Source organism: Bacillus sp. ME78 (assembly GCF_903970865.1).
Lineage (GTDB): Bacteria > Bacillota > Bacilli > Bacillales > Bacillaceae_G > Bacillus_A > Bacillus_A cereus.
Genome location: NZ_CAJCKK010000003.1, coordinates 195,311 through 208,101 on the forward strand (window position 1 = coordinate 195,311; position 12,791 = coordinate 208,101).

A 12,791-nucleotide genomic window follows, 5' to 3' on the forward strand; every position below is an offset into this window, starting at 1 on the left:
ATGCAACAAAAAAAATGGGGCTTTTGGGTACTAACAGCTTTCGTTGTCGGTAACATGGTTGGCGCTGGTATTTTCATGGTGCCAAGTACGTTGGCACAAACAGCAAGCCCACTCGGTGTCACTTTAGCTTGGTTAACAACAGGGTTTGGTGTTTTAATGCTAGCTCTTGTTTTCGGTAATTTAGCAATTCGTCGTCCTGATTTAACGACAGGACCACAAAGTCATGCATATGCTTTATTCTCAACACCAAAAAAGAAAAAAATGGCTGGATTCAGTATGGTATGGGGATATTGGGTTGCAAACTGGGCAAGTAACGTTGCCATCATTACATCATTTGCGGGATATTTATCACTCTTCTTCCCAATTATGAAAGATACGCGACTACTATTTTCAATCGGTTCTTTTAACATAGAAGTCGGAAAACTAATTACATTTACGATTTGTTCCATCTTACTTTGGGGAACTCATATTATATTAACAAATGGTGTAAGCGGAGCTGGAAAACTAAACTTCTTAGCAACAACAACGAAAGTAACTGGATTCCTTTTATTCATCGTCGTTACGTTATTTGCATTCGAAGCTTCTAAGTTTGGACAATGGTACACGCCGATGATTGATAAATCAGGTGTATCACATGGTCTTCTTTCACAAGTAAATTTAGCTGCTCTTACAACGCTTTGGGCGTTTATCGGAATTGAATCAGCCGTTCTTTTATCAAACCGTGCTGTTTCTCCAAAAACGGTAAAACGTGCAACAGTTGCTGGATTACTTATTACAGTTGCAATTTACTTAGGAATTACAATTTTAACAATGGGTGTACTTCACGTTGATAAATTACAAGCTTCTGAACGTCCATTAGCAGATGCATTAAACGCTGCAATGGGTCATGGCGGCGGGAAACTGATGGCATTACTTGCTCTTACTTCCCTGTTCGGTTCTATCTTAGGCTGGATTTTATTAAGCTCAGAAGTACCTTATCAAGCAGCAAAAGAAGGTTTCTTCCCTTCCTTCTTCACGAAAACAAATAAAAAAGGAAGTCCAATTTACTCATTACGATTAACAAACATTATGTCGCAAGTATTCCTATTCTCAACATTATCAGGAACCATTGCGGAAGCTTATACATTCGTTATTACCGTATCGACACTGGCCTACCTCATTCCATATCTCGTTTCACCAATCTTCCAGTTAAAACTAGTCGCAACTGGTGAAACATATAAAAATGAAATGCGGGCAAGAATTACAGATGGCATAGTCGCAGTTATCGCACTTTGCTACGCACTATGGGTTATTAAAACCGGCGCATCCGATATAAAAACGTTCCTTCTCGGAATTGGTTTATTCGTAATCGGATTTGCTTTCTATCCATTAATGAATCGTGATCAGAAAAAAAATAACGAAAAGAAAAACGGGCAAGTTGCATAACGCAATTTGCTCGTTTTTTCTTTTGTAAAACATATATAATAGAACAAAGAGGTGAAAAACATGTCAATCGAATCGCTATGGAGCAGTCGCTTCCAACAACATATTCAAAATATCATTACATACTTTGCACGTATGATTAACGGTTTACTATATAGCTTTATCTTTATTTCATGCGTTGGTGCATATTATTATGCTCAGTTTCTAAAAGCATCTCCTTCTAAAGGAATATCTTTAATAATTATAACGATTGTACTTACATTCATTATAACGAGATGCTCTATCCGTACATTTATTCAAAAACCTGATGCTGTCTATTTACTAGCACTAGAAGAGAAATTAACATCTTATTTCAAAAAATCTCTTCTATACAATTACATCATTCAGCTTTTCCCATTGTTATTTACGTTCCTTATTCTCGTTCCACTTGCTATGCAATCATTGCAATTAACGGTTCCTTTTTTATGTACAATCTTTATCATGTTAATGATTACGAAAGCCTGGAACATGTACATACATTGGATGTGGCGTGATAGTCACGAAAAAAACATATGGCTAATCATTCGTATTACTTGTAACGCCCTAATCATTTTCATGCTGTTTTATTCCGCAAATGTTCTCATATTGGGCGGACTACTCTTACTACTTGCTTTCCTACTTCTATATACGAAAAAACAGCCTACAAAACGAATACCGTGGGATTACATAATCGAGCAAGAAGAAAAAATGAACGTTCGTTTTTATCAATTTGCTAGCATTTTTACAGATGTTCCGCAACTGAATAAACAAGTAAATAAAAGAAAATGGCTTACAAATTGGATTGAACCTTTATTACATAAAAAACGAGCAACTTTCTTCTACTTACATACACTAGCATTTTTACGTGGAAATGATTATTTCGGTATATATATTCGCTTAGGATTGATCGGTGCTTTCGCCTTATATTTCATACCAAATATATACGTAAAAGGCGCTATCACTTACATTGTTCTATATATGATTTCTATGCAGCTTCGTTCACTATGGAAATATTTTTCAGGAAATATTATTGTAGCATTATATCCAATCCATACTGAAGAAAGGATGAAGCAGTTTCTTAGCTTAATCTTTATATTGCTAAGTATTCAACTCATTGTATTTTCAATTGTTATACTCATTGCTACAGGTCAATTTTTACATAGCCTTATCATTATGATTGTCGGGTTACTCTGGATCAAATTTATTATTGTACCAAAAACGAAGCAAAGAATTTCCGCATTTTAACGAAAAGAATTATCTTAAAAGCCAAGGAGAAAATAAATTATCTCCTTGGCTTTTTTATTTTTTAATGTTAAACCTATCGTTCATACTTAATTACAAACTTTAGGTATGTTACTCCTGTTTTTCTTAAGCATAGAGTGCTATACAAACTCCCTTTCTTCCCCTTGATGTTTTAGGGTTTAATTATGATTTTTACATACAAAAATCATAATACATGTTTACGTCCTAATAAAAAGGGTATCTATTAAATTAACAGCGTAAAGGAGGGGCCTATATTGTGAATAAAAAAATGGAGCAATTGAAGCACCATGTTACCGACAATCAACGCAAACATGCTTTAACAACAAACCAAGGAGTAAAAATAGCTGAAGATGAATTTTCTTTAAAGATGGGCTTAAGAGGCCCAACCTTAATAGAAGATTTCCACTTTCGCGAGAAAATGACCCACTTTGATCATGAACGAATTCCTGAAAGGATTGTTCATGCACGCGGAGTTGGCGCTCATGGTTATTTTCAGCTTTATGAATCGTTAGAAGCATATACGAAAGCAGATTTTCTTACTAATCCTTCAAAGAAAACACCTGTATTTGTACGGTTCTCAACCGTTCAAGGTTCTAAAGGATCCAATGACACAGTAAGAGATGTACGCGGATTCGCCACAAAATTTTATACAGATGAAGGAAACTATGATTTAGTGGGTAATAATATGCCAGTATTCTTTATCCAAGATGCCATTAAATTTCCTGATTTTGTCCATGCAGTTAAACCAGAACCACATAATAATATTCCTCAAGGAGCTAGCGCTCATGATACCTTTTGGGACTTTGTTGCGCATAATCCTGAGTCCACTCATATGGTCATGTGGCAAATGAGCGACCGAACTATTCCACGTAGTTTACGAATGATGGAAGGTTTTGGAGTTCACACATTTCGACTCATTAACGCAGAAGGAAAAGCCCATTTCGTAAAATTTCACTGGAAACCTACCCTCGGGGTTCATTCATTAGTATGGGATGAAGCTCAAAAGATTGCTGGGAAAAATCCTGATTTTCATCGTCAAGATTTATACGAAGCAATTGAAAAAGGGGATTATCCTGAATGGGAGCTTGGATTACAGTTAATTCCAGAAGAAGATGAACATAAATTTGATTTTGATATTTTAGATCCAACGAAATTATGGCCAGAAGAAGAAGTTCCCGTAAAATTAGTTGGTAAAATGACATTGAACAAAAATGTTGATAACTTCTTTGCTGAAACAGAGCAGGTAGCTTTTCACCCTGGTCATGTCGTACCAGGTATTGATTTTTCAAATGACCCTCTTCTGCAAGGAAGATTATTCTCCTATACAGATACACAATTATCTCGTTTAGGGGGCCCTAATTTCCATCAAATCCCTATCAATCAGCCCGTATGTCCTTTTCATAATAATCAACGTGATGGTATGCATCAAATGCAGATTCATCGCGGTCAAACAAGCTATCATCCTAATGGATTAAATAAAAATCAACCTGCAACCGTCCAAGCCGAACAAGGAGGATATGAACATTATCAAGAAAAGATTGATGGGCATAAAATTAGAGGTCGCAGTAAAAGCTTTCTTAACTTCTATTCTCAGGCTAAACTTTTCTACAATAGTATGAGCCCTATTGAAAAGCAGCACATAAAAGAAGCTTTTTGCTTTGAAGTTGGGAAGTGTAAATCAGACATGGTGAAGGCAAATGTAATTGCTCTTCTAAACCACGTCGATCGTCAATTAGCACAAGAAGTCGCTAACATTATTGGAGCTCCTTTACCTAAGGAAAATCACGAAGTAAATTCAGATGCAAAATCACCTGCACTAAGTATGTCCAATACTATTTTTAAATCTGATTCCAAAAATGTTGCAATTCTATTAAATGGTGACCCAAGCGTCTCACTTCTGTCCGAATGGATTCAAGCTTTTGTACAACACCGAATTAACTATAGCATCATAGATAATAAAATTTATCAGTTCAATGATTCCATTAAAGTAACTGATACTTATACAACAACAGACTCCTCCCTTTTTGATGCAGTATTAGTGTTTAGTAGTGAGTCTGTCATTCAACCCCCTGTTTTAGAATTTGCAGAAACTACTTTTAAACATTTTAAACCGATAGCTCATGTCCTTAGTAATCCTCATGCTTTGGACCATAGTAAGATTAAACTGGATGGAGCAGGAGTTTACAACTTAACAAATACTTCAATTGAATCATTTATAGAAGGCATTGCCCAAGGAAGATTCTGGAGCCGATAATATAATATAAGGAGCGGATTAGAATGAGTAAAAAAATTGCTATTTTAATAACGGATTATTTCGAGGATACAGAATACACAGCGCCAGTAGAAGCTTTTAAACAAAAGGGATATGAATTCACAACTATTGAAATGGAAAAAGGGAAAACGGTACACGGTAAGCAAGGAAAAAGTGAAGTCGTGATTGATAAAAGTATTGATGATGTTTCTCCAGAGAACTTTGATGCCCTCTTCATACCGGGTGGATTTTCTCCAGATATACTTCGTGCCGATGAACGTTTTGTTCGCTTTAGTAAAGCATTTATGGATGCGGAAAAACCTGTTTTCGCTATTTGTCACGGACCTCAGCTACTCATCACTGCACAAACACTTGAAGGACGCGATGTAACTGGATATAAATCTATTGAAGTCGATTTGAAAAATGCCGGCGGGAACTTTCATGACAAAGAGGTTGTCGTATGTCAAAATCAGCTAGTAACAAGTAGACAGCCAGAGGACATCCCAGCGTTTATTGAAGAATCGTTGCGTATATTAGGATAACTACTTTGGTTAACTAACCTTGTATTTACATGAAAATAATGAATCAACTGGTCGTTTACAGGAAATCCGACCACCACAAATAGCAGGATAAATAAAAAAGGGGGGAATCCAAAAGTTCAGTTTTAATAATCTTTTGGATTCCCCCCTTTTCTCGCCCCAAAATTCCTTATCACTTTTCATAGGCATTTCTCATATAGTGAAAATGACTATATAATTCCTATCCATAAGTTAAATAATGATTTCGCACATATATAAATACAAAAGATGGGAGCCTTATTTATGAATAACAATCCACCTTCAACGCCCCAAGACAACTCCGAAAACAATAGCCGTGATATTACACTGCAAACATTAAGGGTCATCGGACTCGTCGTCCTTATTAGTGGTTATATCCTCGTTGCGCTCTCTGAAGTAGGTGAGCTGAAAACCTTATTAACAAATCCGAATGCTAACCCTGATTTGGCTGAAGTTGATCCGTTTTAAAAAGAATAACATATCACCCTTCCTAAAAAAACGTAACAACTGATTCATTCAGCTGGGCAAATTTTGCGAAGTTATGGATAGAGTCATCCCCGCATTAAATACGGGGATGACTCTAATTATTGAATAACTTCTTCTAAATGATTCTTCAAGTTCCCTAAATACTTCTCTATATCCGGATTCTTCACCACATCATAACAAGCAAAACTCTTTAACGGACTCATACCGAGAAACTTTTGCACGCGGTGTAAATGACTAAGCGTTGATTCTAAACTTTCTCCTTCAAAGAACTTCGTCTTGTCTCCAAATGCTTTTTCAGGTGCATTCCAAGTTGTAGAGAACATATACTCTTTCTCTTTTAATAAACCACCTGTTCCATATTCATCTGCACCTTTAAAGAACAAACCGTATTCATATACTTCATCCATATACGTTTTAAATAAGCCTGGAACACTAAACCAGTAAATTGGTGTTTGATAAATAACAACATCAGCCCATAAAAACTTCTCTTGTTCTTCTTTAATACTATAGCCATCTTGAATCGTTGTTGTTTTCACATGATGCTTCTCACTTAATACCGTTACCATATAATCTACTAACGTTTTATTTAATCGTCCTTCCTTTGTACCGTATTTTTCATGTCCATTTATAATAAATATATTTTTCATCGTTTTTCTCTCCCCTATATGATCTACTCTTCAGCTATTAAGCCGAGTTGCTGCTGTAGTGTAAGATTATCTTCTAAATGCCAATCCTCCGTTATCTTTCCGTCTTTCACATGTAAAATATCAATTGCAAAAAAATTAATTTTCTTACCATTATGCGTTCCTGTAAAAGAAAGACGGGCTGTTACTTTATCACCAACAACCAATAAGTCTTCAATCTCGCAATGTATATCAGGCACAACTTTACGAAAATTTTGCGCTGCAAACTTTAATCCCTCAATGCCTTTTGGTCGCCCTTTCGGCAATGTATTATCGAAAAAATTTTCAGTAACAGTCTGCGGAATAAGTTCCTCCTTACCTGTATCCCAAAATGCATAAAAACGCTGCGCCGCATGAACCATTTCTGTCGCTTCTTTTTTACTTAGTGAGGGATCAATTGTCATTGCTTTTGGCTTTGGCATTTCTTTTAATAACTGGACTTCAGTTTTCCCCTCCACACCGCATGCTACAAGCACAATACAAATAACAAATACACTAAGGAATCTAAACAAATTTTTCATCCCCATGAAAATCACCCCCTCTTCATCTAAGCCTTTGTATTTCGTATTGCTATTGTATATGCACTAACTTCCTTTATGGAAGTAGTGATATTTTTTTCATATAGTTACCAAAAGTATAGTTTTGTGATACTATAAAGCAAATTCATCCAAAAAAATTTTATGGGGGCTAGTTCCATGAACAATATAGATCCAATTGAATTAACGAAAGGTTTACCTGGCATACCTTGTCCTATCGCTAAAACGCTTGATGTAATTAGTACAAAATGGACGTTTTTAATCATTCGTGATCTTCTTATCGAAGGAACATTACGCTTTAGTGATTTACAAAAATCAATGGATGGTATTAGTCCAAAAACATTATCGCTTCGACTAAAAGAATTAGAGTCTCAAGGCATTATAACGAGAAAAGTATATCCAGAAGTTCCGCCTCGTGTAGAGTACACATTAACGGATAAAGGAAAGCAATTAGAGGGGATTTTTATTGAATTAAAACGGTTTGGATTAAGTTTATAAAATGAAACTTTAATCAGGATAAAACAAAAACCCCTTACCGTCGTAAGGGGTTTTATTACTTAGCAAAACTTTCAGCCAACTGTTTCTCTCTCCACATAAATGTAATGCCGAGACCAACTATTAAAACAACGCCTGAAAATGCATATGGATAATGAATGTTCATATCAAATAATATTCCGCCCATCGCTGGTCCTGCTATATTTCCTAAACTCGTATAAGTCGAGTTCATCCCAGCAACGAATCCTTGCTCTTTTCCAGCTGCTTTTGATAAAAACGTCGTTAAAGCTGGACGAAGTAAATCAAATGCTAAGAAAATGAAGCAAGTAACGAGAAGTACAATCCAATAATTAAAGACTACAGTTGAGACGAATGCTAATACTGCACCTACAATTAAACATATTTGGATTAATACTTTCTCACCGAACATGTCTACCAATTTGCCAAACATAAATACTTGCACAACTACCCCAAAGATTGAACTGATTGTAATAATTGCTGCAATATCTTTCGGCGAGAAACCAAATTTATGATCTGAGAATAAGCTAAACACAGTTTCATACGCCGATAATCCGAATGCGAGTACAAATACGATAATAAATGCAATTGCATACATTGGATGTAATGATTTCTTTAAATCACCAATAAAACTTGATTCTTTCGTATTAGAAGAAATCTCTGCAAGTTCTTCTTTCGTTAACGGTTCTTTTAAAATAAAGATTGAAATCACACATGCTATAAAAGCAATTGCTGCTGCAACGAAAAACGGCACACGTATACCGTATTCTGCAATAAATCCGCCGATTCCAGGCCCTATAATGAATCCAGTACTAATAGCCGCAGATAAGTATCCCATCGCCTTTGGACGTTCCTGAATAGATGTAATATCCGCAACATATGCCGTAACACCAGGCATAATAAAAGCAGCACTAATTCCGCCTAATACCCTTGCTACATAAAGCATCCATACATCTTTTCCCAATCCAAAAAGAAGCTCTGAAACACCAAAAATAAATAATCCAATGATTATCATTTTCTTCCTACCGTAAAGATCAACCCATCGGCCTGTAATAGGTGAAGTAATGAGCTGTGCCATTGCAAATACTGCAACGAGATATCCCATCGTCTTCCCTGTTAAATGCATATCATTCATAAAGGACGGCATAACCGGAATGATTAATCCAATCCCTAGAAAAGCGATAAATATATTACTCAAAAGAATGACCAATACCATCTTTTGTTCTTTTATCGGTTTCTTCACTTTTTAACACCTCTTCCCGTAAGTTCCTCTCAAAAAATAATGCCCAAGAAGCTTTTTCTTTATCCTGCTCTTTGCGGGCTAGTAATGAGTGAAGATGCCTCCACTCATTAGAATTTCACTCTATCCTTCCACACATACATAAGCATTAGGTGAATGACTATCATTCAGTTTTCCTCAAAAATGAACCTACCTTTTCAGACAGGTTCATCTTACTACTTCTTTATATGTAGTGCATGTGTTAAAAAATCTAGTACTTCTGCCTTTTGCAAATCCACTTGCTCATCATCTTTATGATCATATAAATAAACTTGTTCCGCTGCTGATTCAACAAGAGCGATAAATAACTTCGCTGTTCGTTCTGCGTGAACCGAATCACGAATTTCACCAGCTTCTTTCGCCTCACTTAAAAATTCGCTTAACCACATATAAAGAGGCTCATACACAGCTTCCCACTCTTTTATATGTTCTGTAGATGCAAGACCCGCATACATTAAAGCTTGTATTTCACGGTATTCCTCTATAAAGTGAAACACCGCATCGATTACTTGTGCCACTTTATTTGAAAAAGGTACATCTTTTTGTACTTTTTCTTTCACTGCAAGTATCATCTTTTCAACCATCACTTCTGCTATTGCAGGCATAACAGATAGCTTAGAAGGAAAATATAAATAGAAAGTTCCTTGCGCAATGCCAGCTAATTTCACGATATCAGAAATCTTCGTTTTTTCGACGCCCTTTTCCTGAAACACTTCAATAGCTGCATAGACAATTTTCTCTTTTTTATTCATCATCTAAACCCTTTCACACGCATATTGAATGACTGTCACTCATTTTATAAGATAATCGATTGTACTGTCAATGATAGTGAACTCTAAGAGGAAATCATTTTTTTATAATAAAATCTCCTAATAAACAATTAGGAGATAAAAATACAATATATCTTTAAGAAAGTGCCTTTAATCCTGTCACTCCACATACAATAAGAAACACACTAATGATACGCGCTTTACTTTTCGACTCACCAAACAAGAACATGTTTAACAAAACTGCACCTGCTGTTCCGATACCAATCCAAACCGCATACGCGACACTTACTTGTAAAAATAAGAAGGAAGTATACAAAAATGCGAAGGATGTAGCAAACCCGCCTATATAAATCGCACCATTGGCCAATGTCTTATCTTTACTATACATTTTAAGTCCTATCACACCGACTATTTCACTAATTGCAGCACAAAATACGAAAAACCAACCCATTTTTAAGCAGCTCCTTCCACAGTTTCTTCTTTATTATCAGCTAGCTTTAAACCGATAACACCGGCTACTACCATAAGAATGAAGAATAGTTTGCCTGCGCTGAAACTTCCACCGAAAAGAAATACATCCATTAAGAAAGTACCTACCGTACCAGCTCCGGCGAAAACAGCATATACAGTCCCTGTTGCAAGATGTTCACACGCTTTAGAAAGGAAGTGAAAATCAACAGCGATAACTCCTAAAATAATAATCCAATGCCACCAAGTATTAGCCGTATTAAAACCAAACACCCAAAAAATTTCAAAGATACATGTTAATATGACATATAACCAAGCTCTATTTTTCATACCTCTCACCTCTTATGACTGACTATCAGTCATTTTGTTTTAAAAAAATATACTCTTTCATCAATACTATATAAAAACAACTATCATCCTCATTTACCATTGTATTTGTTCCACTTCTAAGCTAACTGCATCCTGTCACATAAAAATGACTGAATGTCATTCATATATATTGTACATGAACATTTTAAAAACTGTCAATGCCGAAAGTTTATTTAAAATTTCTTTCATCTAATTTGTATATTTCTCAATAATCTGTCAATACTGCTAGTAACATAATATTTTCTCCACTCCCCCTTGGAGAGATCCCTTGAATGGAGCAGTTAGCTTTTGCTAGCTGCTCTTTTTTATTTGTCCGCACACTTATGATGAAATACTCATAGATCAAATCCATTTTTCATCACATAACAACATCTATTTATTTTCCAATGAGCTTTTGTATGCACTAATTTTATTCTCGAGCATCTTCTCTGTAACTTCTAAGTTTTCTCTTTGAATCTGAATAGATTTCCTATGATCTTCTAGGAGCTGTAAACGAGCTTCTGTTGTATGCTCCCCTTCTGTATATAATCTAGCGTATTCTCTTATTTTCGCTATTGGCATTTGCGTTTGTTTTAATTTCATTACAAACTGCAACCACTTTATATGTGACTCTTCGTAAAGTCGATTACCATTTGTATCACGATTTGCAATTAATATATTTTCCTTTTCATAATAACGTAGTGTATGTGTGCTCACGCCTAATAATTTTGCTACCTCGCTAATTGTGTACATACTAAAACTCCCTTCACATGCTTACCCTCATATATTTTATAACCGTATCAAATTTATAAAAAACGTTTGACTTAGAGTATACTCTAACAAATACAATCTAACCATAAATGAATTTGAATTTTGGGGGATTTTATATGAAATACACTGTTATTACTGGCGCAAGTTCCGGAATTGGTTATGAAGCAGCTTTAGCATTTGCATCTCGCGGAAAAAATTTAGTACTTGTAGCTCGAAGACAAGAAGAATTAAACGAATTAAAATTGAAAATTAACGAAATGCATCCAGAATTGGATGTTGTCATTCGAAAAACTGATTTATCTGTTACTGAAGATGTTTATAAACTTTATGAAAGCCTACAATCTTTTCAAATTGAAACGTGGATTAACAACGCAGGTTTTGGTAATTTCGCCTCAATTGCTGAACAAAATTTAAATAAAATCGAGACGATGTTGCATGTCAATATAGAAGCACTAACAATACTCTCTTCTCTTTTCGTTCGAGATTATTCAATGGTTGACGGAACACAGCTTATTAACGTTTCATCGGGCGGCGGATACACAATTGTTGCTGATGCTGTTACGTATTGCGCTACGAAATTCTATGTAAGTGCATTTACAGAAGGGCTGTCTCACGAACTGAAAGAACAAGGCGCAAAACTGCGAGCAAAAGTTTTAGCTCCTGCTGCAACTGAAACAGAATTTGCGAAGCGTTCATTTGATATTGATGAATTCCAATACGATAATGTTGTACCAAAATTCCACACCGCAAAACAAATGGCACAATTTATGCTCGATCTTTATGATAATGATAAAGTTGTAGGAATTGTCGACGGTTTAACGTATAACTATGAACTTAAAGATCCACTTTATAATTTTGCCGTGAGACAAAAGAATTCAAATTCTTAATAACCTGTCCATTTCTTATGGAAATATATGTTCCCACTATATATGTAAATAATAGTGGGAACTTTTTCTCTATAAATTTTTCATCCAACATACCGCACCATCGCCACTTCATCACAATAATCCACCTTTGGACAATGTCTACAATCAATCCATACTTTCTCTGGCAACGCTTCTTTATTTATAAAATCAAATCCACACTTTTGAAAAAATACTGTTTCATATGTTAAGGAAATTACTCTTCTTACATTTATTTTCGTAGCTTCCTCCATTACATGATTTACAAGCATACGCCCTATCCCTTTCCCTGCATATGTATGCGAAACTACTAACGATCGTATTTCTGCAAGATCTTCTCCTAATACATGCAAGCCAGCAACTCCAACAATTCTCTCGTCTTCTTTCATAACATATAAACATTGCAAATATTGATAAAGAGACAAAAGAGAACGTGGTAAAACAACTCCCTCTTTTGCATAAACCTCAATAAGACTATAAATTTCTTTCACATCACTCGTCACCGCATTACAGATTTTCATATT

General features: G+C 35.5%; 15 protein-coding genes. 7 read left to right on the forward strand and 8 right to left on the reverse strand.

Translation table 11 applies throughout. The features are described 5' to 3' along the window. From H6481_RS06435 to H6481_RS06455, 5 genes are all read left to right on the forward strand, one after another. On the forward strand, positions 1–1,425 hold the full coding sequence (locus tag H6481_RS06435) for an amino acid permease (protein WP_001186292.1): 1,425 nt from the start codon (positions 1–3) through the stop codon (positions 1,423–1,425). A gap of 60 nt (positions 1,426–1,485) precedes the next feature. After that, the gene (locus H6481_RS06440; RefSeq protein WP_075716855.1) at positions 1,486–2,685 is read left to right on the forward strand and encodes an ABC transporter permease; all 1,200 of its coding nucleotides are present in this window, start codon (positions 1,486–1,488) and stop codon (positions 2,683–2,685) included. Between the two features lie 274 nt (positions 2,686–2,959). Further along, the gene (locus H6481_RS06445) at positions 2,960–4,957 is read left to right on the forward strand and encodes a catalase (RefSeq protein WP_182811251.1); all 1,998 of its coding nucleotides are present in this window, start codon (positions 2,960–2,962) and stop codon (positions 4,955–4,957) included. 23 nt (positions 4,958–4,980) lie between these two features. Continuing rightward, entirely contained in the window at positions 4,981–5,496 is a 516-nt protein-coding gene (locus H6481_RS06450) for a type 1 glutamine amidotransferase domain-containing protein (protein WP_097998858.1), read from the forward strand. A gap of 279 nt (positions 5,497–5,775) precedes the next feature. Further along, positions 5,776–5,979, forward strand: coding sequence for a hypothetical protein (locus H6481_RS06455; RefSeq protein ID WP_016078064.1), 204 nt, complete (start codon positions 5,776–5,778; stop codon positions 5,977–5,979). Positions 5,980–6,095: 116 nt separating this feature from the next. Here H6481_RS06455 and H6481_RS06460 read toward each other — a convergent pair whose 3' ends face one another. Next, positions 6,096–6,644, reverse strand: coding sequence for an NAD(P)H-dependent oxidoreductase (locus H6481_RS06460; protein WP_075716857.1), 549 nt, complete (start codon positions 6,642–6,644; stop codon positions 6,096–6,098). A gap of 23 nt (positions 6,645–6,667) precedes the next feature. After that, positions 6,668–7,207 carry an ester cyclase gene (locus H6481_RS06465; RefSeq protein ID WP_075716858.1) on the reverse strand — a complete coding sequence of 180 codons (540 nt, stop codon included), beginning with the start codon at positions 7,205–7,207 and terminating at the stop codon, positions 6,668–6,670. 168 nt (positions 7,208–7,375) lie between these two features. On the opposite strand from H6481_RS06465, the gene H6481_RS06470 reads away from it, so the two are divergent. After that, positions 7,376–7,714 carry a helix-turn-helix domain-containing protein gene (locus H6481_RS06470; RefSeq protein ID WP_023521247.1) on the forward strand — a complete coding sequence of 113 codons (339 nt, stop codon included), beginning with the start codon at positions 7,376–7,378 and terminating at the stop codon, positions 7,712–7,714. A 55-nt stretch (positions 7,715–7,769) separates the two neighbouring features. Here the strand turns inward: H6481_RS06470 and H6481_RS06475 are convergent, their stop codons facing one another. The 5 genes from H6481_RS06475 to H6481_RS06495 all read right to left on the reverse strand — a co-directional run bounded on the left by H6481_RS06475 (position 7,770) and on the right by H6481_RS06495 (position 11,347). Next, positions 7,770–8,972, reverse strand: a complete 1,203-nt coding sequence (locus tag H6481_RS06475; protein WP_000742953.1) for a tetracycline resistance MFS efflux pump — start codon at positions 8,970–8,972, stop codon at positions 7,770–7,772. A gap of 212 nt (positions 8,973–9,184) precedes the next feature. Beyond that, positions 9,185–9,763, reverse strand: coding sequence for a TetR family transcriptional regulator (locus H6481_RS06480; RefSeq protein ID WP_002025356.1), 579 nt, complete (start codon positions 9,761–9,763; stop codon positions 9,185–9,187). A 151-nt stretch (positions 9,764–9,914) separates the two neighbouring features. Next, positions 9,915–10,229, reverse strand: a complete 315-nt coding sequence (locus H6481_RS06485; RefSeq protein ID WP_000539671.1) for a multidrug efflux SMR transporter — start codon at positions 10,227–10,229, stop codon at positions 9,915–9,917. A gap of 2 nt (positions 10,230–10,231) precedes the next feature. Beyond that, positions 10,232–10,576, reverse strand: coding sequence for an SMR family transporter (locus tag H6481_RS06490; RefSeq protein ID WP_000796020.1), 345 nt, complete (start codon positions 10,574–10,576; stop codon positions 10,232–10,234). A 411-nt stretch (positions 10,577–10,987) separates the two neighbouring features. Continuing rightward, entirely contained in the window at positions 10,988–11,347 is a 360-nt protein-coding gene (locus tag H6481_RS06495; protein WP_075677766.1) for a MerR family transcriptional regulator, read from the reverse strand. A gap of 134 nt (positions 11,348–11,481) precedes the next feature. On the opposite strand from H6481_RS06495, the gene H6481_RS06500 reads away from it, so the two are divergent. Then, positions 11,482–12,252: an SDR family NAD(P)-dependent oxidoreductase gene (locus H6481_RS06500; protein WP_075716860.1), complete on the forward strand. Its 771-nt coding sequence runs from the start codon at positions 11,482–11,484 to the stop codon at positions 12,250–12,252. 80 nt (positions 12,253–12,332) lie between these two features. Here H6481_RS06500 and H6481_RS06505 read toward each other — a convergent pair whose 3' ends face one another. After that, on the reverse strand, positions 12,333–12,788 hold the full coding sequence (locus H6481_RS06505; protein WP_000686663.1) for an N-acetyltransferase: 456 nt from the start codon (positions 12,786–12,788) through the stop codon (positions 12,333–12,335). Positions 12,789–12,791: the final 3 nt, after the last annotated feature.

Bases quoted from the DNA above. Each gene is read 5' to 3' on its own strand.
- H6481_RS06435 (WP_001186292.1), top strand. From the start codon at position 1: ATGCAACAAAAAAAATGGGGCTTTTGGGTACTAACAGCTTTCGTTGTC.
- H6481_RS06440 (WP_075716855.1), top strand. From the start codon at position 1,486: ATGTCAATCGAATCGCTATGGAGCAGTCGCTTCCAACAACATATTCAA.
- H6481_RS06450 (WP_097998858.1), top strand. From the start codon at position 4,981: ATGAGTAAAAAAATTGCTATTTTAATAACGGATTATTTCGAGGATACA.
- H6481_RS06455 (WP_016078064.1), top strand. From the start codon at position 5,776: ATGAATAACAATCCACCTTCAACGCCCCAAGACAACTCCGAAAACAAT.
- H6481_RS06460 (WP_075716857.1), bottom strand. From the start codon at position 6,644: ATGAAAAATATATTTATTATAAATGGACATGAAAAATACGGTACAAAG.
- H6481_RS06465 (WP_075716858.1), bottom strand. From the start codon at position 7,207: ATGGGGATGAAAAATTTGTTTAGATTCCTTAGTGTATTTGTTATTTGT.
- H6481_RS06470 (WP_023521247.1), top strand. From the start codon at position 7,376: ATGAACAATATAGATCCAATTGAATTAACGAAAGGTTTACCTGGCATA.
- H6481_RS06480 (WP_002025356.1), bottom strand. From the start codon at position 9,763: ATGATGAATAAAAAAGAGAAAATTGTCTATGCAGCTATTGAAGTGTTT.
- H6481_RS06485 (WP_000539671.1), bottom strand. From the start codon at position 10,229: ATGGGTTGGTTTTTCGTATTTTGTGCTGCAATTAGTGAAATAGTCGGT.
- H6481_RS06490 (WP_000796020.1), bottom strand. From the start codon at position 10,576: ATGAAAAATAGAGCTTGGTTATATGTCATATTAACATGTATCTTTGAA.
- H6481_RS06495 (WP_075677766.1), bottom strand. From the start codon at position 11,347: ATGTACACAATTAGCGAGGTAGCAAAATTATTAGGCGTGAGCACACAT.
- H6481_RS06500 (WP_075716860.1), top strand. From the start codon at position 11,482: ATGAAATACACTGTTATTACTGGCGCAAGTTCCGGAATTGGTTATGAA.
- H6481_RS06505 (WP_000686663.1), bottom strand. From the start codon at position 12,788: ATGAAAATCTGTAATGCGGTGACGAGTGATGTGAAAGAAATTTATAGT.